Raw genomic sequence first — 23,544 nt, forward strand, 5'->3', positions numbered from 1 at the left:
TTCCGAAGTTGAGTCACTTGGTTAATTCAATCAGAGAATCGATTTTGCGCAAGGTTGTGGCAATGGCTTGAAGCAAGGCGAAGGCATCATTTAGTTCTGGTTTGGACTGGGCTACCAGATTGAGTTGGAAGTAAGACGCACAGTCGCCTTGCATGACTTGTTGGTGCAATTCGTCCATTGTTTGTTCAAACATGGCGTGGCCGTTCATGTCCAGAAACAGGGCTGGAAAAACATCGTGGCAGTCCTCGTCGGCAAGTTGGGAATAATTGGCATCTAGCAAAGACTGGCAACGTGATTCAATCGTTTTGGTGAGTTTTAATTTTCGAGCTTCATCGCTCCAGGCAATTAACTGTTCGTGTAGTGAACTGGTAGACGCATTGATCGCCTGTTTACGCGAGGACTTGGTAATACCAATGTAGCTTGAGAAATTCTCCTTCAAATGGCTTGGCAGCGAGGGGTTTGATTCAAGCCATTCCTGCATTTCATCTTCTCCCATGCCGTAGCAGCGTTCATCGATGTATTCAGCGTCATCTTCCATGCCAAAGAACAGGAATCCGTTGGCGTGATAAACCATTTCAGCAGGGGTGGTAACGAGGTGAGCGACAAAGGGCAACTTTCCCAAAGAATCGATGACATATTTGAGGATTGGCGCTGGCAGTGTTTCAGAGTTCAGTAGTGGCAACTCGTACAGAGTTGGGTCGAAGCAAAGGTTCAGCAAAAAGCTATTGCCAGTGGCCTGTACATCAAGGAAGGCTTGGATGTGCTTGTATTGAGCAGATACTATCTCGGAAGGTATATTGGAGAGTAGTACGCCAGTTAGCGAAGATGATAGAGATTCCAGCGACTCATGCTTTTCAGCCAATATGCCGGGGTCAAGCCACTGGAAAACTTCGAAGTCCCTGTTGGTAAGGCCAGAGGGGAGGAACTGTAGCTGTGCCGGAACTTCGTGCGTCAGACTAGGAATCAACCCAAGCGGGTCGAATCCATGCTGGTTCAGAACAGCAGAATCGCCGCGCTTGGAGGCTCCAGAGGGCTTTGTTGGTGACCGGAGTTTTGGATAGCCTGAGAAATGATCTGAGCGCATTTGCTTGCTCCTTTAATCTGCTTTTTCGTCATGGTTGTCGTGGAACCGTGTTCCAAAATTTCCGACAAGGTGTATTCCTTGACCGTGCCTTGGGGTTTCGAGTGTGCGCTCATTGCTCTTAACCCTTCGTACCAACACTTCGCTCAAACTTGTAGATAAGCTGGTCACCAACATGGTTGGCTGGCCCGATAGAGGCGTTGAGCAGATCAGGGTACATGGTCGAGTAAAAGTCTTTGACCATGCTCGGTGGCATGTCAGGGCTTGGGCTTGGCAAAAGTACTCCGTTGTAATCGTAGACAACGGTGAGTTCGGCGGTAACCATCATGGTGTAGTGTCTCCGTTTGGGTGCGTTGTTTAGAACAAGCTCAGTGTGTGGGTATCAACAACTGGCGAGGTCGCTGAATCAGATTCATCGTCTAAATCCGCATCCTTTTCGATGGGCGACTGTTGGGTTTCGCTGGGAGCACTCACTGCCTGTTTTTGAGCTTTGGGTGGTGTTTCGGCCTTGGGTGCGGATGCTTTCACGGTGACCTTGGCGGCAGTGACCTTGGCCTGTTTAAGCTCCTCCTTTTGCTGGGCAATCAGGGTGGCGAGGTCTGCGTAGTCATTGGACATTTCGAACAATTGATCCAAGAGCTGCGCATCAAGTTCGGCGGCGGTGCCGGTGAATGTCATGGCCTTGGTGAGCAATGAATCCGGTGTATTTGGCGTGGGAATCAACACAATGTTGATCTTCTCGTCTTTCATGGCGGTGATCATCAGGTTGAGTTTTGCGTGGGCAAGAATTGGGGTCAGTGCTTGAAAAAACATGATCGTTGTTCCTTGTTTGTTTGGTTAATCTTGAAATCATTGTTTCACCGTTTTCGGTTTTGGCAAGTTAGGCGCAAAAGGCCGAAAGCCCTGCCAATCCGGGGTGATGCGTCACCCACAAGTTGTTGTGAGTAACGCAACAGATCAGTACAACTTTGCTAATTAGACGAAGTCAACTTTCTTGTTTCTCGGCTGATTCAGTACAAGCTGGAACCGTTGTCGCATCTTGTTTTGGTAGCTTGCGCTGCTGCAACACAGAGGTGTGTGGCAGGGCAATTGCCGAGGGAACCACGGTGTCCCAATCGACAGTCAGCGAAAGAATCGAGTCGATGAATTCGGGCTTTTTTCCTGAAAGGGCTTTCTTGAATGCCGATTGCGACTCGAAGAAGGTGTCCAGTCCAGTCTCGTTGCACATGGATTCGAGTTCTGATTTGGTGAACAACTCCAGGTATTCTTTCGTTATTTTCCAATGTTTCATCAGGTCAAATTGATAAAACTGCGCGATCTCAAATACCTCTGAAATTGGGATGGTCAGCATCAGCGAGGCAATGGCAGCGTTCGTCCCGCTTTCGCGCTGCTCCTTGGGCAGTGTTGTGAAGTCAGACAGGGTGATGTCCTTAATTTCGTCATTGCCTCTGTCAAAACCAAAGAGCTTTGTGGACAGCTTTTTCACGTTGCTCGACTGGTAATGACGCATTGATCCCGTGTACATCAGCGAAAGCAATATGGTGGATGCCTTGTGCGTGTCAGCGAACAATTCATTGGCGACGACCTTGCGCCATGTTTTTTGTTTGAATTCATCGGCACGGACGTTGTTGGTCTTGCGAGCCGTGGTTTCGGTGACCTTGATCTTTTTTATCGCTGGCGAAGTTGGTTTTGCGCTGGCCGTGGTTTTGGCCTGTGACAGCGATTCAACTGAATTGCCTTCTGATTCAGACTCGGATTGGGTGTTGGCTTGTGCTTTTTTTGCAATTTCTAATGCGTGGTTCGTCACCATTTCCGAGTTGCATTGCGTATCAAAGCACTGGTTCTTGGATACAAGGCCAACGGAGTCGGCAAGCGTGGAAACCGTGGCACCATAGTTTGCACAGCCTTTACATGAATTGAACTGGTTTGAACCCACCGATTGTTCATTGACCAACACAACCTTGATGCTGTGCAAGTCACGTACTATTTCAACCTTGGGCAATTCTTCTTGTAGCTCTGAGGCGATTTCTTGAATCTTCTGCTCTGTTTTCGCAGTGAAGCATTCGCGGTTTGTGCAATAGCCCTCCCCTACACAGTTTTCCAGAAGGGTGGCCTGGACCTCTGAATTGCTCACGCAGTTTTGGCAATCTGACTTGTCAAAAATCGCGGTTTGTAGCTTTTGGCTCACGCGTGTAAGAAGCTCTTTGGTTTGTTGGACGGTGAGCTTGTTTTCTATGACATTTCGCAGTGCGATTTCTTGGTTTGTTCGTGCGATGACAGCAATCAATTCGGCATGACCAAGCAAGATACGGCGCTCGTTTAATGCCACTTTGACTACAGGCTCCAGATGTTGAAGCGCCATTCGTGCATCGAACAGCGAAGGCTTCCAGCCAAGAAGGCGCATCGCCTCGGCCTTGTCGCCGTTGACATCGTTAAGAATCTTCAGGGCTGCATCGCTTTCCTCGGTGGGACTCATTTGTTCACGCTGAATGTTCTCGATCAGTGCGATTCTTCGAGATTCTTCTTCGTTCTCCTCCTCTTTGATCAACACAGGAATTGAGCCTGACTCCAGCCCGAAAGCCAAGATGCTTGCACGCCAGCGTCTTTCTCCGGCAATGATTTGGTATTGGGGATTGTCTACGCTGCCAATTGGTTTGACCAAGATGGGCTGGAAAACACCATGCGCCTTGATGGTTGAACAAAGCTCCTCCAGCTTGGTTGGACAGAAAAATGTTCTAGGGTTTTGGCCTGAGACGATTTGCTTCAATGGCATGTTGGCGACGTATTTCATCGTGCTGCTCCGAATGACTGTGAGTGGAGCGTTTGATTATCCAGACTTCCGAAAAATTGCAAGTTTGTGTGTACGTGCCGGGTAGTGGTGGTGTGGATTTGAGATGTGAACGAGTGAGTTCAATGCTTGAATCTGAGAAGTGCATAAATTTGGCTAAAGTTGCGCAATCCGAGTTTTGTTTTAGCCTGTGGGAGGGTGTGCTGCAATGGCGATTTTCATCGCCGAATGCGGTACCAAAATTTGATCTCTGGCATGGCATAAACAATGAACAACAATCAACTAGAGCAGAAAGTCTTTGATTCAATCAAAGGGATGATCAAGCAACTTGAAACAAGCTGGCCAGGTTACAAGGTCCGTTCTGGACAACAGGAAATGATGTTTTGCGTGGCCAAGGCAATGCTCGACCACTATTCGCCCGAGACGCGAGGTGCTGAACGGACAGGGAAAAATATCGCTGTAATTGATGCGCCCACCGGCGTAGGCAAAACCTTGGGATACCTGATTCCCGGTATTGCGGTGTCCTCTGAGCTTGACAAGCCATTGGTGCTAAGTACCGGCACTGTTGCACTTCAGGAGCAGCTTGTGAATCGTGACATTCCCATGCTTGAGAAGGCGCTTGGGTTGGATCTGGACTACGGACTGATTAAAGGGCGTGGCCGGTACATGTGTTTGGCCCGCGCCAAGCGTTTACTCGGTGATATTTCCCAGACCAGCTTTCTTGAAGACATGGACAACAATGCAGCGATTAAGACTGAGGAAATCGAATTGGTCCGTGATTCGCTCACGCTTTTCACCAAAGGCAAGTGGGCGGGCGATGAAGACAGCATGACCACCAAAATTTCACCCGTGGTTTGGAGGCGTATGAACGCGGATCGCAATATGTGCACTGGACGCACATGTAAGGAATTTGGCAAGTGCGCGTTTTATACCGCCAGAGCAGAGGCCAAGAGCTGCAAGATCATCGTGTCGAATCACGATCTGATTTTGAGCACGTCAGAAAATGAGTCCAATGCCTTGCCCGACCTTGATAACTGCCTGGTGGTTTTTGATGAGGGGCATCACTTGCCCGATCGGGCTTTGAACCATGGTGTGAAAAAAAGCCATGTTGATGCGCTCAGAGCAGACGTTCCCAAATTGTTGGGCCCTTATACGAGCGCAATGAACCTGTTTGGTGTGATGAAAGAACTCAAGCAGCCCATTGACGGTTACACAAGCCAGTTGGGAGACGAGCTAAGAACAGTGTATTCAATACTGGCCAAGCAACGCGAACTCAATGAAAGTGAGCGCGGTTTGTGGCGTTTCCAGCATGGTGTGGTACCTGCTCCATTGCTTGATTGCATCAAAAAGGCAAAGGACATCACCAGCGATTTGTTAAAGGCGTTAAACACAGCGATCGAGGGCTTTAATGAAGTCATGGAGTCTGTGACTGACCAGGAGCTTGCTCAGACAATTTTGATGGCTTTGGGTGGGCATGTAGACAGACTGGAACAGTTTGAGCAATTGGCCTCAATTTGGACACATGAATCGCAGATTCCGAATGCAAAATGGGTGCTTAAGGTCACCACCAAGGGGCAGTCCGGCCATGTCGATTTTGTATTGCACGGCAGCCCAATGACAGCATCGTCAATTTTGAACAAATTGTTGTGGCGAAAAGTCGGTGCTGGCGTGGTTTGCTCAGCAACGATCACCAGCTGCGGAAGCTTCGATTACTTTGCAAAACTAAGCGGTTTGATGCGCCTTCCCAATGTGAATTTCACAAGTGTACAAAGCCCATTTGATTACCCTTCACAGGGCACATGCACTGTGCCATCCAAAGGGTTCAATCCCAAAGAGGTGTCTACGCACACCGCTGAAGTGATCGAGTTTTGTGGCAAGGCTATTGCGCAAAATCAACACGGGATGCTTGTGCTTTTTGCAAGCCGAAAACAAATGGAAGCGGTTTACGCCGGGTTACCGACAAAGTTTAGACATCAGGTGCTTGTGCAGGGCTGTATGCCCAGGCACAAGATTTTGGATGCCCATCGTGATTCGGTCAAACGTGGAAACGCAAGTACATTGTTTGGCCTGCAGGGTTTTGGGGAGGGGTTGGATTTGGCTGGCCAGGATTGTGAGCATGTGATTATTGCCAAAGTCCCTTTTGATCCACCAGACTCACCCATTGAAGAAGCGTTGAGTGAATGGCTTCAAACCCAACAAAGAAACCCGTTCATGGAAATTACAGTACCCAAGGCGGGAATCAAGCTGAATCAGTATGCAGGTCGATTGATTCGAACAGAGTCGGATCAGGGTCAGATCAGTATTTTGGACAGTAGGCTTGTAAACTCAAAGTACGGTGCGGTTCTTCTGAATGGGCTACCCAATTTCACAAAAAATATTGCGTAGCTGCCCCTTTGTCGCCTGAATGTGGAGATCTCGATTGAAATACGTTTTCATTCTATGTGGATTGATAAGCCTTGCAGGGATCGGTCACAGTGTCTGGGTCAATCGGGCTGAGACGAACGCAGCGTTTGCTCCAGTGGTGAGTCGAATCGTCGATACTTCGCAGCAAATTGTCACCGAGGCGAAAACCATCTACGAGAGCAAGAAAAGTGAAATGAAGACACCTTCTGAATCAGCCAGGCCGACCGCAGATGTAAATCCGGGAGTACCTAATACCCCTGTTGTTTCTGAGATCGACTGGCGGGCGCTTTTGACTATGGAACAAGGGTTGGATCAGGGAGGCTTTGCTCCGTATGTGTTGGATCGCTACGTTGTAAACGAACAGACAGGGGGTAGAAGTATTTTTGTGGTGTTGAAACAGCCCTTGCCGGGGACACAGATGGAGCCCGCGCAAAAAGTTGCGCAAAAATGGTTTTGTGAGAGGATGAATTCATTGGGTATCGCGCCACAAGACAGGCCAGTAGTGGTTCTGGAGCTTCAATCGAATTTTGGTGAGGTTCTGGATTCAGCGCAGTTTTCTGTCATGAATTGTTAGGTGACGCGGTCTTTTTTAACCTCCAATGAATGGGGTAAATCATGAGTTCAGTCAACAAGGTAATTTTGGTAGGTTCGGTTGGGAAAGACCCAGAGGTTCGATACATGCCCGACGGCGGCTGTGTAGCAAACATCAGCCTTGCAACCAATTCGTCGTGGAAGGATAAAAACACAGGTGAGCGTCGTGAGGACACGGAATGGCACCGTGTTGTGGTCTATGGGAAATTGGCCGAGATTGCCGGTGAATACGTCAAAAAAAGCCGATTGGTTTACGTCGAAGGTCGCTTGAAAACACGCAAGTGGCAGGATCAATCCGGTGCAGACCGATACACGACCGAAATCATCGCCGATTCACTGCAATTGCTGGGCTCCAACGGCGGCAGGTCGGCAGACCAAGCCTCAGACGATGGCAATGAGGGTCAGTCAAGCAGTGGCGGCGGCCAAGCGGCGTCTGGTCGTCAAGCCCCGGCAAGTAGCGCACAGGCCCCTGCCCCACGGGCACAAAACAAGCCAAACCAGCAACGCCAACCCGCCATGGCAGGCGGCGGACTCATGGATGATGACATTCCATTCGCCGCAGTCAAACACTGGGAAGTTTAATGTCATGATGCTTTGTCGGCAGTAGTCTCGAAAGCGCCCTTTTTGGGCGCTTTTTTCTTGGGTGATCGAGGCTCGCTGATGCCTTCGTTTGCGAAGTGAAAGAGTTCTCGAAGCTCCGGCATGCTGGGCAGACATGGGTGTGATTGGTTAAATGTCAGCGATTTGCTAAACAACTGTTTTAAGGCGCTCCAATCCATGTCACTGAGATCGTGCCAAAGCGCAGACACTTCACTGACTACCTCTTCGAAATTGGGTGGCAAGGGCTGTTTTGAGTCGTTCAGTGTGCCTTGAATGTATTTCATCCCGGCAACGGCTGTGAGGCGGCGTGGCGGGTTGCCAAAAAACAAGCGATGGAAACGAAGGCGAACCAGGACATTTTGAATCTGGCTAATCGATTCTTTTTTCGGGTCGAGTCTCACCATCTCCAGTGATTGCCAAATTATTCGCCGAAGCACCTCGGCTTTCAGTGGGTTGTCCAGTGTGCGGGCGGTGTCACTCACCATGTTCAAAATGAACTGGGTCTTTGCGTGTGTTTGGGAAAACAACTCTGAAAAGGCTTGAACAGCCAGGTCGAGATCGGATTGTGAGAGCCAGTACTTTGGATCTAGTAGAAAACGGTTTTCGTCATTTTTGAGCTTCTTTAGCACCTCCTCGACGACCTCTGGCCCTTTGTCTTTCAAGCGAAGGTCACCAAAGCGGCCTTGGGCTGGTAGAGATTCAAGCAGTTTAGCGGCATGCTCCCGGACTTCATCCGGCTGCCCAGGGTCGCTAAGTAACCTGGTGATGGCTTCAATCAGGTATGGCTGATGGTTCGGTTGTTGGATGCGCAGCAGCTGTGTTGCAGCCTGCTCGAATTGATTGGTCATGGCGTAGCCAATGAACAGGGTGTGCGCGGCCAATTCAGAGCTTGAATCGATGGACTGCTTAAATGACTGTAGTTCGGTGATTTTGAGCGTTAAGGCCAGTGAGAAAACCCCTTGGTCCAGACAGATTCTTGACAGGCGGCCCAATATACTTGGGTCAGTTTTTTTAAACTCTTTGTGCTCAACGAGTTCAAGAATCAAAGTGTCGAGATCGCCGGAGCCTGTCCTGTGTTGATAGTGAGCATAGTTGTGCAGAACTTCAGTCCAGAGTCGAAAATTCGACGATTTGATGGAATCCAGGAATTGGCGGATCTCGGTCGATGCCTCTTCAATGTAGGGGTAGGTGTCGATTGAAAAAGCATTGGCCAACAGCAGTGATTTTAGCGGTACCAGAGCGTGAGTCCGATCGGGGTAAATCTCACTTTTCAGGTTCACGATCAAGTCATTGAGTAGCGTAGATCTTGCTTCATAGAAGGGCTGAATGTTAGGCCCCAAAGACATCCCTTTGTAAATGTGAAACTCGGTTTTTTCCTGAATCTGTTTTGTTTCCAGCAGCTCGTAATTGACCACCATGCTCTGGGCTTGATAGACCTTGGCCGCCACGCGCATGAAAGGCTGGCGAAATTGTGTGGTGGCTTGCGGTGCAGCTTGTGGGTTTGCAACAGCCCACAGCACCAGGCTGCAGGCGTGGCCCAATGAACGAGGTGACCAGTCAATTGCCGGCCAGATCGGCGTTTTCTCAATATGAAGAAACAGTGATTTGAGAAAACTGGAACTTGGCTGGCAAGGATGAGAAAGCCGCACCTGAAGGCATGCCAGAAAAAGGTGCTGGGCGGCTGGCGGCATTGCTGCAGCCTGTGCGACGTAATCGATCAAACGGTAATCATTGGCTTGAACCATCGCAGGGTAATTGCGCATCTCGGGCGTAGACAGGATGAGATGAAGAATTTGTAAGCTGTGAAGCTCAGCATTGTCATGATCGTGGTCACGGATTCTGGACAAGCTTGTTCGGATCGCCAATTGAGCAGTTTCGGAGTCGGTGCGCCCTGCCCTCAGATTGGCCAGTGCAGCAATCGCATCAAGCATGGCTCCGGGTGAGGAATGTTTCACCGGGTCAATGTCGTCTTTAATCTGTTCGGCAAAATCCAAAACCCAGCTTAATTGGGCTGATTTATTGTTCTGAAAAAGAAGTTTTGCCAAATGAGTGGCGGTCCACAGCGCGCCGAAATCTTGCCTGCAGGTTCTTAGCGTGTGAACAAGCACATCGCGTGCGGCCAAGTGCTTACCGGCATTTGCAAGGATTCTTGCCCGTGCATAAATGGGTTTTAAATAATCCGGGTGCCGGGATAGCCAGGCTCGGCACAGCTCGATCTCTTGTTTGCTGGGTGAGATGGGTGAGCGAAGGTAAGCGGACTCAAGCTCAAACGGATTTGGAAGCTGGTTGGTCTGATCGGGATTAAAAATTTCGTTCATAGCGCTTTATTGCGATCCCAAGTACTCAGGATGCGCATCTTGGAGAATTAAACGGCAGTCGTCTCGATTTAGGCCGCGGCGGATCAGCTCTTCGTGCAGGGATTGATAGTAGCGCGTCCATGCTTGGCCAGAAAGCTCGATGTAGCGGGTACACAAGGGTTTGCTCGCAAGATGCTCTGGTTTGGGGTTCAGTGCGCCTGTGTAGATTGTGACCGGTGTGCAGCCGATAGTGAGAAGCGCAAGGAACAGACTAAGTGATCGAAGGAGCATGGCCATGGTGATCGGAAGGGGTTTATCAGCCTTAATTGTGTGCTTTTTGGGAATGTGAAGAGTCCTTTAAAACAGCCCTTTTTTGGGGTTTTGAGCCAAAGTGCCCGAGTCGGTTACGTGTTCCAATTGTGGAAGTCGTCATTTTCGGGATTCAAAATGAAAAACAGCAAGAATTTTGCGCGGAAGATTGCTTTGAGCGCCTTGGCAATCGCCATATCAGGATGTGCCACGACCGCACAAAACTCGGCGGCACCATCGCAAGCAAAACATCAGGCTGGCCTTGATCAATACCGGTTTGTCGATGTGATCTCAATTGGGACCGGCGAGCGGGTTCGTGGTGAAGTCGAATTCGTCACGCCAGGAACAATGTGGGATGTGAAATTCAAAGGGGAGTCGGAAAAATACCGACTCTACATCTTTGAGCCCGATTGCAAGGGCGCTTCGGATTGCATTGAAACCTACAGGGTTCAGGGAGAAATTGCTTTTAAAAAGGTAGCGGTGAATTGTAATTTGTTGATTACTCAGGTTTTGAGCGAAAACCCTTTGGACAATTCCGCAAGAGGGGTTTGCAAAGACCAGGTTGACCGCAGCTACAGCATCACTGTTTTTAAATAATCAGTTCTCGGCTTTTGAGGTAGTTAAATCAGATTTGGTTTGATGTTTCAGCGCTTCAAGTCTTTGCTCTTCAAGTTCTTTGTCGGACATGGATAAAATCTCCGACAAATTTTCAATGGCATTGTCCAGTTCATGCATGTGCTTTTTTCTTAGCTTTTCCAGCTTGAACTTTTTCTTTTCGCTTTCATCCATGATCTGGTTCCAATCTCCGGTACAACTGAAGTTTTCAAAGGACTAATAATTGAATATTCTGAATAATTAACGCCCGAGTATTATATAAGTTGACGTTTTATAATGTGGTAGGTAAACGGAAAAATCAAGCTGAGCCTTGAATCTGAAGGCTTGTTTTATTCCTACACCATGAAAATCCATTTAACAATGGCGTGGATTCTAACACTAACTTGATTTATTGAAGAATAACGGCTTGGGCCACTGAATACTCAATTGATTTCAGCCTTGGAATTTCGCTATTGATTTAGCCTCATGATTTCGATCAAAGAGTGTAGATCATATCCACGTTGCTTTGCTTCTCGTAGAAATTCATTGAATGCTTGTTCCTTGAGCCGCCTTTGATGTAGTTGTTGCTCAACCTCCATTAAAAGTGCGGTGAGCTTTTCGCTGGAGAGTTGCTTTAAATTAAGATGTGTTTTTCTTTTGGGCATGGTGTTTATTGCGCCTGAATTGTGGGTGTTGATTGGGGAGGCAGCATGCTCAAGCCAAAAGTATTGATCGAGACCTGGTCTTTGAAGGATTGAACCCCCAGGCCAAGCAAGTTTTGCAAGAAAGGCTGTTGTGACTGGTATAAACGCACGCGCTCGACTTCATGTTTGTTCAATAAAAGACTTTGGTAATCAGACAAGCCATCAACAAGACCGAGTTTCATGGCGGTTTGCCCATCCCAGAACCGGCCATCAAAGATCTGTTCTTCAGCAGGGTTCAACTTGCCAGCCCGATTTTGAATCACGGCAGCAATGAAGTTGGTGTGTACGTTTGACAGGGTGGAGAGCATTTGTTTTCGGCTTTCCGGTGATTCAGGCGAGAAAGGATCCAGCATGCCCTTGGATTGCCCTGACGTGTAGAGACGACGCTCAACGCCCACCTTGTCCATGAGATCGATGAAGCCAAACGAGCTTGCCACCACGCCGATGGAGCCCACAAGGCTTGAGGAATTGGCATAGATTTCATCGGCGGCCAGTGCGATCAAATAGGCGCCAGAAGTCATCGAATCTTCAGCCACGGCGTACACGGGTTTTCCATACTTCGATTTCAATGCCAGCACCCGGTCATGAATCATCATCGACTGCACGGCAGATCCACCAGGCGAATTGATTTGAATAACGACCGCTTTTGCATTTGCATCGGCAAACGCGCCTTCCAGTGAGGGCAACAGAGATGCGAAGGATGCCGGTCCGTCGGGCGTAATCTGACCCGTGATCTTGACCATGGAGGCGTATGGCTTTTCTTCGAAAAGATTACCAAACCCCTGTGTGGCTCGCTGAAGTGCCGCGCGTGGGTGCCCAGTGGAGACGAAAAGAACCAGAATGTACAAGATGATGATGGAGGAGACGAGAATCCAGCGAAGTCGCTTTGATCGAGCTTTCTCTTCTCGGTCAAGCTGCATCATGTACAAAACAGGGTTTGATTGAGCCAATTGAATCAGCGCTGGGTCGGGTTGTTTGGGGGCTCTTTTAAACAGCTTTGCAATCATGGCTCAATCCGTGATGAAAATCAGGTGCTACTTAATGGGCGGATTTAATCCGGGCAAAAGGTCCAGACCGAATCTGGTCTTGAACTCAGAATAGGAAATTCGTGTGGGTCTGGTTTCATAGTCGTTGTTGGGGACAATGAAAACCCATGATCTATTAAGGGTTTGGTCGTAAACCAGCTTGTAAAGCGCATCGGGCACGCGCACGCGGTTGCCAATGAAGTTGGGTTTTCTTGCGGTTTCATACAAGGTACCAGTCACCACGAAAACTGTAGAGCGAGTGCGAAACACATATTTCCGTGTGGCTGACTCAACGCTTTTGGCCCAAACGCCACTGTTCATTTCACCGGCTTGTGGAACGATGTTGGCCAGGCTGAAGCTCTGAGCTTCAGAGGCATAAGTGGGCATGGATGCCGATGGGCCAAGATGACCGCGGTGATAGCCCGATCCCCGATAATCGTCCAGTGTGGCTCTGGCAGCCCTTGGCAGGCGAGCCTCTTCATAGAACTGATCCGATCGTGGTACGGCCTGTGCCCGACCAAGCGACTGTGGCGTGTAGCGTTGCGCGGTAAACAGTGGCGTCTTGGTTGAGCCGGAGTACAACACCGCGAATTCATCAAAACAGAGTTCGAACAATTCGGGAGCTTGGAAACTGGGAACAGCCTTTGGTGCGAAGTGCTCAGCGCATTTGGAGAAATCTGCTCTAGCCTCATGCAGGCCGGTGGCCAGCACTAGCAGCGTGAAGACTTTGGTGAGCAGGTATCGTCGTACAAGCATTTTTATGATGAACCGGATCATGGCAATTCCTTTTCGTTTAATGGACAAGGAAAGTCTGCCTGTGAACCGATTTTGCGCAAGGCTGTGAAGTCAATTCATTTTATTAAAAACGCGCATTGAACGTATCAGTTCAAAGTGGCATTTTTAAGGGCTTTCAACCCGTGGTCTGGAAAGACACAGTTGCTCCACTGACCAGACCAAGTTGCGAATAATGCTTTGAGTCACTGTCTAAAACCCCAGTGAATTCATTGTGTTTGATCTGTTTGCATGAAAGAACCCAAACAACCTCGCCGAAAAGGAAGATTTGTGCCTGGCCATTGTCTGGGCCCTTGTCCCACAAAGGCGGCATGGCAGCAATAAAGTCTTCCAGATGGTTTAAATAAATTGGGCTGCTATTCATTGTTGTAATTGATCTCCATACGACATATTAAGTGGTGTGGAAATTTTCCCCGTTTGTCGAAAGTGGCAAAAAAAGGGGGTTTGGCTGGTGTTTTCGTATTCGAGGGTGAATGAGTCAAAACTTGCGCAAATGGGCTTCTCTGATAACTTGGAATCATGCCCTTGAGACTGTTTGCGGAGAAAAATTGCCATGAAAGTGATCGACCAAGAAGTAATTGAATTCTTGAAAGCAGACCCTTCTTTTGAGTTCCGTCAGGGTGTGAGCAGCGAATCATTCGCCATTCGCCTTCCGGCGGAGATGTACCACGCGAACACCAGTGCCATCTCCAGCTCGCGCCTGAAGACAATCTCGCGTTCACTAGCGCATTACTTGATCGGCGAGGAAGAGGCCGAAAGCGATGAGGATGACAAATCCGAGAAAGAGTGCATGAGGCTTGGAACGGGTGTTCATTCCTGCACGCTTGAGCCACATCTTTTTGATGCGGAGTCAGTGGTGTGGCTGGGAAAGAGCAAAACTTTGCTGAAAGACGGCTACAAGGACTTGGTGAAAGCAGCAGAAGGCAAAAACATCTTCAAAGTTGCTGACTACAAGAAGATCACGGGTTGCGCCCAAGCAATCCGCAGCGTAGGCAATGGGATTATTGGCGAGATCATCGACGGGGCAGAAAAAGAGCTTTCGATTTTCTGGCGCGATCAGGAAACCGGGATTTGGTGCAAAGTCCGTCCAGATGTGCTCAACATGGAATACGGCATCTACGACGTGAAATCAACGAGAGATGCCCGCGAGGAGTCGTTCACCAAGGACGCTTACAACAAGGGCTACTACGTATCGGCTGCCATGTACAAGGATGGTGTGTCCCAGTTCCTTGGTCAAGACTTGCCGTTTGTCTTGGTTGCTGCCGAGCTGGAACCACCGCACGGGGTTTTGCCCTATGTGGTCGATGGCCCCGCGCTGGAGTATGGCAATGAGGTGTACCGGAGAAACCTTCGCAGATTGCAGAAGGCACAAGAAACGAATGAGTACCCGAACTATCCGTTTTTGGTGCGCCAAGCCAGATTACCGGCTTGGGCGCGGGTTGAAGATTAGTATTGATTGAGATTTTCAATCTTAGAGTTTCATGCATGTGTGGTGGTATACATAGTCGAACCCAGGAAAACTGTGCCTTGAGAATCCTGAAGGACAGCTGACAATAGGGTCAGAACCCATGCATGGTCGCATGGCAGGTCCTCGGCCATCGCCCGTTACGCGCATGCCGCACATTGATCCTTGAGGAAGTTCAGCTTCTTGTTTTTTATAAGTGCCGGACTCACATGCGAGAATGTCTCCGGTACTTGTTCTTCGGATTTGACCGGGCGTTGAACATCCTTGACCAGAGCTAGCTACTCCATCCACTACAAGATTGGCGGCGCGAACAACGCCGTTACCACCTGTTGCAGTGATGTTGGTGCCAGTAATGTTTCCTGAAACAACTAAGCTGCCTGCAACAGTCGCAGATGCCATTGAGAGATTTCCAGAGATTTGAGCAGAACCTGCCGTCAACGCGCCGGAGAAAGCTCCGGTTGTTCCAGAGACTTGTCCTGTGGTTGTTAGTTGACTTCCTGAGACAGTGCCTGTTGCTGTGATTGTGGAAGCACCAAGAATCTCGTTACCGTTCATGTCGAGTTGCCCGATCATTCGGTTGGATCCGTCGCGACGTAGATATGCATCAAAGGTAGCGCCATAGGAAACTTGTGCCATCAAAAGGCCTTCAGGAGTACCAGCGACGGGATTTGGCATTGTCCAACCATTTCTAAAGCCGCGGATTGTCGTGGGGTCACTAGGGTCATTAGTTCCGATTAAACCTTGGCCTGTGATCACAGCTTCACCGATTACAACGCCATCTATTCCGCCACTCACTGGTTCAAGGATTGGGGTTGGGATGTGAACGGTGGCGGTGAGAATACAAGTTCCAGCTACACAACCGGCCGGGGATCTTTGAACTGAGAAGACGTAGTTTGAGCCAAACATGCTGACTGGAGAGCTTGATGCATCGGCTAATGAAAGTCCTTGTAGATCTGCGAAGGTAGGGGCGAGTCGATTGGCTACCGCACCTGTACCATTGTTGTATGGGATTGCAACGTTGTTTGAGATCTGAGTGTAATACTCATGCATGTAAATATCTAATGCATTTGCAAGCCTGACAAGCTGTTCACCCTGAGCACGACCTATGTCGCTTCGTAGTGTTTGTTGCTGCGAGTAAAGTGCCGCGCTGGTTCCAATTGTGGCAATTGTTCCTGCCAAAGCGAGTTCAATAAGCGTGAAACCGGCAATTCGCTTTTTCATGCTTCGATTAAATCGCTGCATTACGCTCAATTTGTTCATTTCTTCACCTCTGTGACCTCTGTCAAGGTCGTAATCATTAATTGTTGTCCATCCGCATTGGTCGATGGACTTGGTTTTTGGGTATATAGGTACATAACGCCAATGCACGCGTTGTAGTGAATCTGGAGATCTGTAGCGATCGAGAACACGTCAATTTTGTAGATGCGTGTTGTGGACCTGCTTTCGGACGAGATCTTTGAAATTATTTGCAGACCAGGGTCTTGCGTGATTGGAAAACCGTGCTGAGATCTAGTTCAGTGGTATATATTTCCTATTGATAGGAAATAAGAAAAGACAGTTAAGTGGTCTTGACCAGAGCAGAAGCAATTGGTTTTGATGGATTGACGATCTGGGTGTAACCGGACGTGGAGTTGAGAGCCTTGCGGCGGGCCTGAGAGGCTAGGTGCGTTAAGCACGATGAAAGGATAATTCGACCGGGTTGATTCGTCAATAGTCAAACTGGTGTAAATAGCGGAACCTGAAGGGATTTTTGGTATGAAAGAGCTTAGACGCTCATTGAAAATGAACGATGGCCAGTGGGTAGCAGCCAGGTCGGCCGAGGAAGCTGACGCTGTGGTGAATATTCTCGTGAACGAGAAGGCCAAGAAGCTTGTTCTGTTTGTGGTGTTTACAGACCGTAAGAAGGATCCAGGGATTTATTTGTGCGCAATTGCTAGAGCCATGGAGTTTTGTGATTTCGCCGAATTCGATGTCTTCTTGTATGGCCTTGATGCCCAGAGAAAGAATTGGTTTGGTCAAAGGCTCGGAAAATTTGCTGGAGGGATCAAGTCCAGTGGCGTTGGGAATACATTCACAGGCATGAATCCCATTCTCAGTGAATTGCGTGGCTATGAAATTGAGATCAACCCGATGTTCCTGGATCAGATAGATCAATCGATCAAGCTCATCTATATGAAGGATCGGTGACTAAACTTGCGCAAATCGATTTCTTTGTTTCAATGGTTCTAGTGAAACAACCAAGGAAATTTTCATGACAGAAGTGGTGAGCTTTGTGGGCTTAGGCTGGGAGCTTTTAGTGTGTGCTGGGCTACTGTATCGGTCGGCATTGTTTTTGAACCGAGAAGCAAGTATTGAGGGCGAACAGCAATGAGAGCCCTAAACTACAAAAAACGGTGCGCCGAGATCATCGAGATGGCCGACAAAGTGATCGATGCGGCCTCGGCTTCCAGTCGGGTTGAGAAACGAATCCTCACCATGCGCATCAACGCGCTGAGCCGAATGGCGCGATATTTGAGTGACGACCACCGCCGTCGATCGTCTAGCGCTGACACGAAAAGATCCGATTAATTGTGTTGTCGCAGCCAGATTTCATTGTTCTTATTCATCGGGTAAAATGTCAGTGGATGATGATCTGTTTGTATAGAACCGAGTAGGAATCGGCAAGATGAAAGTTGAATTGGATGTTGTCATTGATCCATTAGAGCAGTCCAAGGAGTCAGATTCTCCATGGATTCTGCTGTTTAATCAATTCCACGACGAAAGCACCTATATCGTTAATCTCCCAATTAGAAAAAGTGGGGAGGTATCGACTTTAGGTGTCGCTTTTCATCCTTGTAGTCCGCTTGAAGAAGATCGTTTGTTGACATGGAACGACCAAGCTGAGGCTTTTGCTCGTTCATTGGGATTTGGAAGCGTCCCGAAACTGGTTGAGTTTTACATTAACCAGGCACGTCGATGGGGTGAGTACGGAGTTCTGCATGGCGATCCAATTTGTAGCAGGTTCCCACCTTTTTTTATTGGATAGAGATAATTTTTAAGCGGTAATCCAGTTCCATCGGCTAGATCACAAATCCCCGCATTTCCTTCATTCCCATTTCATTCAAGAATAGAAACTGTGTTCTGCTTCGGATGGGCTCATTGCCATCCAGACTAAACTCACAACGAATGCCATAAATGGGCATGAGTTTGAGCAAAAGCGGCATCCACGTTCGAACGCCCTGCTCTGTGCTGAGCATTTGTCTGAGGTTACGCGGTTTGAGCTGGGCGATTTCCATCAACTTGGTTTGTTGGTCAGCGGTGTTCAATCTGAGGCTTGCGGGATTCTTGGCCAAGTGCTCGATCAATACCTTCTTGCAGAGATCGACTCCAGACTGGTTGACATATCTCGTATTCACAAAGCCAGTCGCAAGGATGTGCTCAGCCGTGCTGGGTAGGCCCCGGGCAGCGGGGTTACCTGAGTCAAACGCAGCCACAAATGTTGGGTAATGTTTGTCGTTTTCCATCCAGGGAGTTGTAGGAGACTTTCCCTCGACCATGTAGCCATAGGCCCCAGGCATTTTAAGCAAGGGTTCAATGAAGTGAATATCTTTTGTTGGTGTTGTGGACTGGCCAGTCAACTTCACGAACCCTTGGAATTCTTCACTGATTTTGCGGATTAGTTGCAGACTCATGTTTTCACTCCTTTGTACTGTGTGAATTCATTCTTCTACAACGATGCTCTGTTTGGTGCAAATTTGGGTATCTGTTGGGATTAAATTTGCATTTTTGCTTAGACAGTACTGAGTAAGTAAATTTATTGAATGGGGCAGGTCTGGAGAAAAAGATACCCGCTTGTGAAGGCTGGCTGAGTGGGTGTACCTGAGATGGAGATCAAGACGTGAAGACCGACGCGATATGATCCTTTTACAGATCGGTCTGGAAGCAGTTGGCGGCCTTCACGACACCAATTTTGCACAATTAAGCACGGCTTGCAAGATAATTCGACTTGTGTGTTCAAAACTCAATTTTTAATAAAAAATCATTATTGTTCTGTTGGAATTTCGCATCAATAGGAAATATCCAAGCAGGAATTTCGCAAACTTGCGTGATTGGGCTTGTGTTGGACAATGAATTCATGACCCAGTTTTGGAGTGAATTGAGATGTTCGAATCAAGCCCACTGATAGCCGATCGAGACGGCTTTGATGACCTGGTTGTGATCCCCTCTCTTGGCGAGCAGTTGGGGTTGTTTGAATCTTCAGAACTTGAATCTGGTTTGAACCAAGACGGACGCTGGTTCAATTTGGACAGTGTCGATCCAAATACCTATGACCGAGTGATTGTCTGCATGTCAGGTGGCAAGGACAGCATTGCTTGTTTGCTCTATCTGCTTGAACTGGGCGTGGACACTTCACGGGTCGAGCTGTGGCACCAGTGCATTGATGGCGCACCAGGTCAAAGTGATTTGATGGATTGGCCTTTTACACACGCCTATAATCTGGCGCTTGGCCGCCACTTTGGGTTGCCGGTGTACTTTTCATGGATCGATGGCGGGTTTGAAGCAGAGATGCTGAAAAACAATTCGTATAGCCGTGCGCATTACATGGAGACTCCGGACGGTCTGGTTAAGCTTGAGCGCGATGTCACCCGGGCCAAGCCCGGCACCCGGATGCGTTTCCCACAGCAATCTGCATCACTTTCAACCCGTTGGTGCTCCTCACTGAAAATCGATGTTGCCAGACGGGCATTAAACAACCAACCGCGCTTCAATGGGAAAAAGGTGCTGTTCGTCACTGGGGAGCGCCGGGAGGAAAGCGCAAATCGCTCGAAGTACTTTCAGATGGAGAGACACGCGTGCGACCGACGCGATGGGAAGCTGGCCAGACACGTCGATGCTTGGCGAGCGGTGCTGGGTTGGAATGAGCAGCAGGTTTGGGAAATCCTGCAGCGTCACAACATACTTGCGCCAGTTCCATATCGCTTGGGCTGGAGCCGCAGCTCGTGCCGCCAGTGCATCTACAACGACGACAATATCTGGGCCACGATTGCGGTGCATTTTCCTAAATCGCTTTCAAAGATCAGTGGCTACGAAAAACAATTTGGAACCACCATTTCTCGGGAGAGAATTGGGGTAGATCAGCGGGCACAGCGTGGAAAAGCATTGAGTGTGAATGATGCCTTGGCCCTTGAGCAAGCCAGTCGAAGTGATTACTTCTTGCCGGTTGCCGCCGATGCAGCGAACCCCTGGTTCATTCCGCCAGGCGCTTTTGAAAAAGCGGGATGTGGGGCGGTGTGATGACGTAAAACTTGAGTAAAAAGTAATTTGGTGGATTATTTTTTTGTTCCTGAAGTTATTGTGAAAAGTGCGAGGGAGTTGAGTAATGGACGTTAATCGAGAACGGTTGATCAGGTTTTGTGATGAGGCGGGAATTACCGAGAGCGGCGGGATGGATGATGCCCTTTTTCAGGGTAGCTACGATGAAATCAAAAAGCTGATTTTGATTGCCATGAGTGAGGCCTATCGACAGTCCGCACAACTAGCATTTCAGATGGGCTGGGATCGTTGCCACAACGATGACTATCAATGCGCGTGTACAGAGTTGGAGGATGGAATCAAGAAGTTGAATAGTCGCGTCACAAAGCAGATTTGATGATTCATCCAAGCGGTTTGGCTACGCTCGGTTTTTTGCAGTAGTCAGAGTTGGCGAGCGGCACCAAGCAGCAGGTCTGTTGGTGTGGGTGGATTTATGACATTACCCAATCTGGCTTGGGCAAAACCAGCGCCTTACTTCTCCAGCCGAATGCACTCCCACTCCTGAAACACAAGGGCACTTCTGCCCGCTTTCTCCAAGCCACAAAACACCAGCTTGCCCGCGGCGATCTGGGTGAGTTCAGGCTTTAAAAGCGTGCCCAGTATGCTGCCCGGTTCGCAGCCATTGACGACGGATGGGTGTACAAGGTCAAGACTCTTGATGCTGTTGCCATTGGGCATGGTTTTGGCAGCCAGGCGCAGGTGACCAGGCATGCCCGGATCCACAGACAGCTTTCGAAGATCGATTGGCTGGCCACCGGCGCGTTTTTTCTTCACGGTGTAGATTTCGTCAAGTGCGGGTTTCATGGCAAATACCTAAAGAATATATTCGCCCTGCTTTCAAGCGGCCTGATTGCTGGCAAATTCTTTCTTCCTTGAGCCACCGCCAGCTGCATTTGATCAGAACAAAGAAAACTGAGATTCAGCAATGGGTGCTGACTTTTGGGTGAGCGGCAGAGATTCTGGAGCAGTTCTGGATCCAACGCGCAACGCGCTCGATCCGGCCATGCTTTGTGCTTTCTCCCTTGCCTTTTGAAGTAGCTCGGTGTCGATTCTTTGGCAGGCCTCCTCATAAATTGAATTGAGAAAGCGAATCCCCTCCTCGTCCAGCGAGTTCAGTACGGGTTTGAAATCTACCCTGTCTTTGCTCGTTCTCGACGAGCTGGCGAATGCCGAGTTCAGTGATACAGCTGAGCCAGAGGTGCCGAACACGGTGCGCAACATGTGAAGTGCAAAGGTCTGGGTCCAGGGCACAGAAAAGGGCTCGGTGTACAGCGAAATGATCTTGAAGCGGATTTCCCTTTTGTAGGTTCGTGGCACATTGCGCAAGCGGTTCTGGGCGGAGATCGGCGATTCTTCGTCGCCGGCCGGCCGCATGCTATTGACCGGTGGTTGCCCATGCAACACCTTCAGGCACACGTTGGCGTAGTCAGCGATGACGTAGGGAGTGAAAGACTCGTGAAACCAGGCTGAAAAGTCCTGAGAAAGCTTTTCCAGATCGGGTTTGGGTGAAACTGTTTCGACTCGGGTAGGTGCAGAGTACATCTGTCTGACTCCTGCAGGCTGCATGAGCCCGCTCATTGTAGACAATGAAAATAAGTGAAATGGAGTTTAACAGAGTGCTGTTTATTTGCACAGTATTTGGAAAGTCACCGGCGTAGGTCGTGCCGTGGGTGGCCCGGGTACAGTGGGCCGAATATATTCTTTTGGTACCTGTGTCAGGTGGAGTGAGCCGACTGCTTTAAAAAGCAAATTCTTCCTGAATGTGGCTGTAGGACTGTTCAGGTTGAATGCAGGCGCTTAGCAGCTGATCCAGACCCTGTGTAAGCAATCCATGGCGGTGGAAGTGATCGGTCGTGGCCACGATGCGGTCGGTTGCCAAAACACCAGGCGCTGAAGCCTTGAGGTAACCGAACTGGAATGCTGTTTTCAGCTCAGCGGTTGGACTGGATGAAGCACCGTGGTACATCCCAATGTGACGATCAAGCTCGTAATCAATGAACATGGCCAAGCCTTCGGGATTGATTTCGTAGGTGTCAGCAATGTCCATTTGGGTCACAACGGTGTCGGTTTTACCGATCCGCATGGGAGCCATTTCAGCGCAGCTGAGTTCGGACAAGGCCTCGGCCATGACATTTCGAAGTGGCGAAAACTCGTCTTCAGGGATGCCTACTGGCAAGCGACCAAGGGACTTGCCAAAGCCTGCGGCTCTCGGATGAACGGGCGCTTGAACCTCAGAGGGGAACAAGGTGTTGCCATTTTCCACGACGTCCTTGTAAACAACCCAGCCATGGTAGGCCGGGTGAAACCCATAGCGTGCCCATTGAAGTGACACTGCAGCCACGATTTCTTCGGTGACGTATTGGAAACGTGGGGCAATGCCAAGCGAATCAGATTGCAAGTTCTCCTGATGCTGGATTGAGCAAAGCATACGCCAGAGGTCTTCAAGGGTCTGTGATGAGAAGGTATCAGGGGCGATGTTCACGGTGCCGTCAGGCGCGATGGTGCGGCCGAGGTAACGACGCTTGGTTGGGTCAAAGCGAATTGCATGGAGGTAGTTTCTAAAAGCATTGAGTTCAGCCATGAATCCGTTTTCAGGTAGCTTGATCATCTCCTCCATGGATTTGTCACTGTGCCCCGTTCGAGTGCAAAATGCACATCCGAAGCGCGCACCACAGCCTTGGCGGGTCTTTGAGTCTTGTTCCAATACGATGTCACCCACGACCGCGCAACCGCTGCCAGAGGCTTCTGCGTAAAGCGAAAACACATCCTGCATATCGGAGTACACATCGAACCGGGAGGCCGTGGCAATGAAAGTGAAAATGTCTTCTTCGGTGAAATGCAGTAATGGGCTGATGCAAGCTTCTTGGTTGTAGACAAAGGGCGTATTGGCCTTGTCCCCTCTTTCCAGAATTCTTGCCTTACGGGCCTCGGACTCGTCCAAGCGCACGCCCGTGCATGTCAGAAGCTCAATGCCGGGGTATTGTTTTTTCACGAACTGGTGAATGATCTTGGCCTGTCGATTTTGAACGTTGACTTTCCATTCCATCGAGCATTGGGCTGGCCCATCGGTGTAGGTAGGAAGGCGATTGCCACCGATCACACGCACCACAAATGATTCAAACAGCTTGGGCTTGGCAATGGAAATCTTGTAATTGATCTTGTGCTTTGCACAGTACTGGCGAACCTTTTGAAGCTCGGTCTTCACCAGCATGTCCATTCGCGGATTCTCGATCGTGGTGTTGGCGGTGGAAACAATGATTGGAGGGTAACTCAGACCGGCGCGCGATGCGATTGAGGCCGCTTTAAGGACCATGGCCAGCATGGTTGAAGAGTCTTTACCCATGGATGTGGCAACGCGGATGATCCATTGGCCCGATGACAACAATTCGAGGAATGTTTTCACGCCCTGGTCGAACTTGTACTCCAGGCTGTCTTTAACAACGATGGGAACTGGGAAAAGGTGCTGCGTCATGGTCGATTGCCTTGTCGTGTTGGCTGTTGATCCAATTTCGCATGGATCGCAATTTGCGCAACTTTCTAAGGCAATCGAGAAAGACGAGGTCTGAAAAGTAAAAAATTGTTTTTAAGAGAATGTCCTGAATG

The 23,544-nt window shown here is 49.2% G+C and carries 23 protein-coding genes; 10 read left to right on the forward strand and 13 right to left on the reverse strand.

Features of this window, described 5'->3' with window-relative positions:
• Positions 1-13: 13 nt before the first annotated feature.
• From FCS97_RS14890 to FCS97_RS14905, 4 genes are all read right to left on the reverse strand, one after another.
• On the reverse strand, positions 14-1,084 hold the full coding sequence (locus FCS97_RS14890; RefSeq protein WP_138519232.1) for a hypothetical protein: 1,071 nt from the start codon (positions 1,082-1,084) through the stop codon (positions 14-16).
• Positions 1,085-1,202: 118 nt separating this feature from the next.
• The gene (locus FCS97_RS14895; protein WP_138519233.1) at positions 1,203-1,409 is read right to left on the reverse strand and encodes a PRTRC system protein C; all 207 of its coding nucleotides are present in this window, start codon (positions 1,407-1,409) and stop codon (positions 1,203-1,205) included.
• A 29-nt stretch (positions 1,410-1,438) separates the two neighbouring features.
• Positions 1,439-1,894, reverse strand: a complete 456-nt coding sequence (locus tag FCS97_RS14900) for a PRTRC system protein E (RefSeq protein ID WP_138519234.1) — start codon at positions 1,892-1,894, stop codon at positions 1,439-1,441.
• 172 nt (positions 1,895-2,066) lie between these two features.
• The gene (locus tag FCS97_RS14905) at positions 2,067-3,872 is read right to left on the reverse strand and encodes a PRTRC system ParB family protein (protein WP_138519235.1); all 1,806 of its coding nucleotides are present in this window, start codon (positions 3,870-3,872) and stop codon (positions 2,067-2,069) included.
• A 264-nt stretch (positions 3,873-4,136) separates the two neighbouring features.
• Here FCS97_RS14905 and dinG point away from each other — a divergent pair, with 264 nt between their 5' ends.
• From dinG to ssb, 3 genes are read left to right on the forward strand one after another with little or no spacing between them, the layout of a single operon-like run.
• Positions 4,137-6,254, forward strand: coding sequence for an ATP-dependent DNA helicase DinG (gene dinG / locus FCS97_RS14910; protein ID WP_138519236.1), 2,118 nt, complete (start codon positions 4,137-4,139; stop codon positions 6,252-6,254).
• Between the two features lie 34 nt (positions 6,255-6,288).
• On the forward strand, positions 6,289-6,846 hold the full coding sequence (locus FCS97_RS14915) for a hypothetical protein (protein ID WP_138519237.1): 558 nt from the start codon (positions 6,289-6,291) through the stop codon (positions 6,844-6,846).
• Positions 6,847-6,887: 41 nt separating this feature from the next.
• The gene (ssb, locus tag FCS97_RS14920; protein WP_138519238.1) at positions 6,888-7,445 is read left to right on the forward strand and encodes a single-stranded DNA-binding protein; all 558 of its coding nucleotides are present in this window, start codon (positions 6,888-6,890) and stop codon (positions 7,443-7,445) included.
• A 2-nt stretch (positions 7,446-7,447) separates the two neighbouring features.
• On the opposite strand, the gene FCS97_RS14925 is transcribed toward ssb, so the two are convergent.
• Complete coding sequence (locus FCS97_RS14925) at positions 7,448-9,781, reverse strand: hypothetical protein (RefSeq protein ID WP_138519239.1); 2,334 nt, start codon at positions 9,779-9,781, stop codon at positions 7,448-7,450.
• A 426-nt stretch (positions 9,782-10,207) separates the two neighbouring features.
• On the opposite strand from FCS97_RS14925, the gene FCS97_RS14930 reads away from it, so the two are divergent.
• Positions 10,208-10,666, forward strand: coding sequence for a hypothetical protein (locus FCS97_RS14930; RefSeq protein WP_138519240.1), 459 nt, complete (start codon positions 10,208-10,210; stop codon positions 10,664-10,666).
• Here the strand turns inward: FCS97_RS14930 and FCS97_RS14935 are convergent, their stop codons facing one another.
• From FCS97_RS14935 to FCS97_RS14945, 3 genes are all read right to left on the reverse strand, one after another.
• Positions 10,667-10,858, reverse strand: coding sequence for a hypothetical protein (locus FCS97_RS14935; RefSeq protein WP_138519241.1), 192 nt, complete (start codon positions 10,856-10,858; stop codon positions 10,667-10,669).
• Positions 10,859-11,333: 475 nt separating this feature from the next.
• Positions 11,334-12,374, reverse strand: a complete 1,041-nt coding sequence (locus FCS97_RS14940; protein WP_138519242.1) for a S49 family peptidase — start codon at positions 12,372-12,374, stop codon at positions 11,334-11,336.
• Positions 12,375-12,401: 27 nt separating this feature from the next.
• Positions 12,402-13,169 (reverse strand): DNA/RNA non-specific endonuclease, encoded by a 768-nt coding sequence (locus tag FCS97_RS14945; RefSeq protein ID WP_246066394.1) that lies wholly within the window; start codon positions 13,167-13,169, stop codon positions 12,402-12,404.
• 568 nt (positions 13,170-13,737) lie between these two features.
• Between FCS97_RS14945 and FCS97_RS14950 the strand changes: the two genes are divergently transcribed.
• The gene (locus FCS97_RS14950) at positions 13,738-14,634 is read left to right on the forward strand and encodes a PD-(D/E)XK nuclease-like domain-containing protein (RefSeq protein ID WP_138519243.1); all 897 of its coding nucleotides are present in this window, start codon (positions 13,738-13,740) and stop codon (positions 14,632-14,634) included.
• Positions 14,635-14,655: 21 nt separating this feature from the next.
• Here FCS97_RS14950 and FCS97_RS14955 read toward each other — a convergent pair whose 3' ends face one another.
• On the reverse strand, positions 14,656-15,909 hold the full coding sequence (locus FCS97_RS14955) for a hypothetical protein (protein WP_138519244.1): 1,254 nt from the start codon (positions 15,907-15,909) through the stop codon (positions 14,656-14,658).
• Between the two features lie 495 nt (positions 15,910-16,404).
• Here FCS97_RS14955 and FCS97_RS14960 point away from each other — a divergent pair, with 495 nt between their 5' ends.
• The 3 genes from FCS97_RS14960 (at position 16,405) to FCS97_RS14970 (ending at position 17,674) form a co-directional block, all read left to right on the forward strand.
• Entirely contained in the window at positions 16,405-16,836 is a 432-nt protein-coding gene (locus FCS97_RS14960) for a hypothetical protein (RefSeq protein WP_138519245.1), read from the forward strand.
• Positions 16,837-17,016: 180 nt separating this feature from the next.
• A complete protein-coding gene (locus FCS97_RS14965; RefSeq protein WP_138519246.1) occupies positions 17,017-17,217 on the forward strand; it encodes a hypothetical protein in 201 nt (66 codons plus the stop codon).
• Positions 17,218-17,314: 97 nt separating this feature from the next.
• Entirely contained in the window at positions 17,315-17,674 is a 360-nt protein-coding gene (locus FCS97_RS14970) for a hypothetical protein (protein WP_138519247.1), read from the forward strand.
• A gap of 34 nt (positions 17,675-17,708) precedes the next feature.
• On the opposite strand, the gene FCS97_RS14975 is transcribed toward FCS97_RS14970, so the two are convergent.
• Entirely contained in the window at positions 17,709-18,320 is a 612-nt protein-coding gene (locus FCS97_RS14975; protein ID WP_138519248.1) for a hypothetical protein, read from the reverse strand.
• Positions 18,321-18,789: 469 nt separating this feature from the next.
• Between FCS97_RS14975 and FCS97_RS14980 the strand changes: the two genes are divergently transcribed.
• Complete coding sequence (locus FCS97_RS14980; RefSeq protein WP_138519249.1) at positions 18,790-19,923, forward strand: phosphoadenosine phosphosulfate reductase domain-containing protein; 1,134 nt, start codon at positions 18,790-18,792, stop codon at positions 19,921-19,923.
• A gap of 85 nt (positions 19,924-20,008) precedes the next feature.
• On the forward strand, positions 20,009-20,278 hold the full coding sequence (locus FCS97_RS14985; protein WP_138519250.1) for a hypothetical protein: 270 nt from the start codon (positions 20,009-20,011) through the stop codon (positions 20,276-20,278).
• A 134-nt stretch (positions 20,279-20,412) separates the two neighbouring features.
• On the opposite strand, the gene FCS97_RS14990 is transcribed toward FCS97_RS14985, so the two are convergent.
• The 3 genes from FCS97_RS14990 to FCS97_RS15000 form a co-directional block, all read right to left on the reverse strand.
• Complete coding sequence (locus tag FCS97_RS14990) at positions 20,413-20,745, reverse strand: hypothetical protein (RefSeq protein ID WP_138519251.1); 333 nt, start codon at positions 20,743-20,745, stop codon at positions 20,413-20,415.
• A 93-nt stretch (positions 20,746-20,838) separates the two neighbouring features.
• Positions 20,839-21,483 (reverse strand): hypothetical protein, encoded by a 645-nt coding sequence (locus FCS97_RS14995; RefSeq protein ID WP_138519252.1) that lies wholly within the window; start codon positions 21,481-21,483, stop codon positions 20,839-20,841.
• Between the two features lie 196 nt (positions 21,484-21,679).
• Positions 21,680-23,413: an adenine nucleotide alpha hydrolase family protein gene (locus tag FCS97_RS15000; protein ID WP_138519253.1), complete on the reverse strand. Its 1,734-nt coding sequence runs from the start codon at positions 23,411-23,413 to the stop codon at positions 21,680-21,682.
• Positions 23,414-23,544: the final 131 nt, after the last annotated feature.

The sequence above is a fragment of the Limnobacter alexandrii genome, assembly GCF_005871185.1.
GTDB classification, from domain to species: Bacteria; Pseudomonadota; Gammaproteobacteria; order Burkholderiales; family Burkholderiaceae_B; genus Limnobacter; species Limnobacter alexandrii.

Coding starts and splice junctions, on each gene's coding strand:
- FCS97_RS14940 (WP_138519242.1), bottom strand. CDS start 12,374: ATGATTGCAAAGCTGTTTAAAAGAGCCCCCAAACAACCCGACCCAGCG.
- FCS97_RS14925 (WP_138519239.1), bottom strand. CDS start 9,781: ATGAACGAAATTTTTAATCCCGATCAGACCAACCAGCTTCCAAATCCG.
- FCS97_RS14900 (WP_138519234.1), bottom strand. CDS start 1,894: ATGTTTTTTCAAGCACTGACCCCAATTCTTGCCCACGCAAAACTCAAC.
- FCS97_RS14970 (WP_138519247.1), top strand. CDS start 17,315: ATGAAAGTTGAATTGGATGTTGTCATTGATCCATTAGAGCAGTCCAAG.
- FCS97_RS14890 (WP_138519232.1), bottom strand. CDS start 1,084: ATGCGCTCAGATCATTTCTCAGGCTATCCAAAACTCCGGTCACCAACA.
- FCS97_RS14980 (WP_138519249.1), top strand. CDS start 18,790: ATGTTCGAATCAAGCCCACTGATAGCCGATCGAGACGGCTTTGATGAC.
- ssb (WP_138519238.1), top strand. CDS start 6,888: ATGAGTTCAGTCAACAAGGTAATTTTGGTAGGTTCGGTTGGGAAAGAC.
- FCS97_RS14935 (WP_138519241.1), bottom strand. CDS start 10,858: ATGGATGAAAGCGAAAAGAAAAAGTTCAAGCTGGAAAAGCTAAGAAAA.
- FCS97_RS14995 (WP_138519252.1), bottom strand. CDS start 21,483: ATGTACTCTGCACCTACCCGAGTCGAAACAGTTTCACCCAAACCCGAT.
- FCS97_RS14975 (WP_138519248.1), bottom strand. CDS start 18,320: ATGAGTCTGCAACTAATCCGCAAAATCAGTGAAGAATTCCAAGGGTTC.
- FCS97_RS15000 (WP_138519253.1), bottom strand. CDS start 23,413: ATGACGCAGCACCTTTTCCCAGTTCCCATCGTTGTTAAAGACAGCCTG.
- FCS97_RS14990 (WP_138519251.1), bottom strand. CDS start 20,745: ATGAAACCCGCACTTGACGAAATCTACACCGTGAAGAAAAAACGCGCC.
- FCS97_RS14955 (WP_138519244.1), bottom strand. CDS start 15,909: ATGAACAAATTGAGCGTAATGCAGCGATTTAATCGAAGCATGAAAAAG.
- FCS97_RS14960 (WP_138519245.1), top strand. CDS start 16,405: ATGAAAGAGCTTAGACGCTCATTGAAAATGAACGATGGCCAGTGGGTA.
- FCS97_RS14985 (WP_138519250.1), top strand. CDS start 20,009: ATGGACGTTAATCGAGAACGGTTGATCAGGTTTTGTGATGAGGCGGGA.
- FCS97_RS14905 (WP_138519235.1), bottom strand. CDS start 3,872: ATGAAATACGTCGCCAACATGCCATTGAAGCAAATCGTCTCAGGCCAA.
- FCS97_RS14950 (WP_138519243.1), top strand. CDS start 13,738: ATGAAAGTGATCGACCAAGAAGTAATTGAATTCTTGAAAGCAGACCCT.
- FCS97_RS14965 (WP_138519246.1), top strand. CDS start 17,017: ATGAGAGCCCTAAACTACAAAAAACGGTGCGCCGAGATCATCGAGATG.
- dinG (WP_138519236.1), top strand. CDS start 4,137: ATGAACAACAATCAACTAGAGCAGAAAGTCTTTGATTCAATCAAAGGG.
- FCS97_RS14930 (WP_138519240.1), top strand. CDS start 10,208: ATGAAAAACAGCAAGAATTTTGCGCGGAAGATTGCTTTGAGCGCCTTG.
- FCS97_RS14895 (WP_138519233.1), bottom strand. CDS start 1,409: ATGATGGTTACCGCCGAACTCACCGTTGTCTACGATTACAACGGAGTA.
- FCS97_RS14945 (WP_246066394.1), bottom strand. CDS start 13,169: ATGATCCGGTTCATCATAAAAATGCTTGTACGACGATACCTGCTCACC.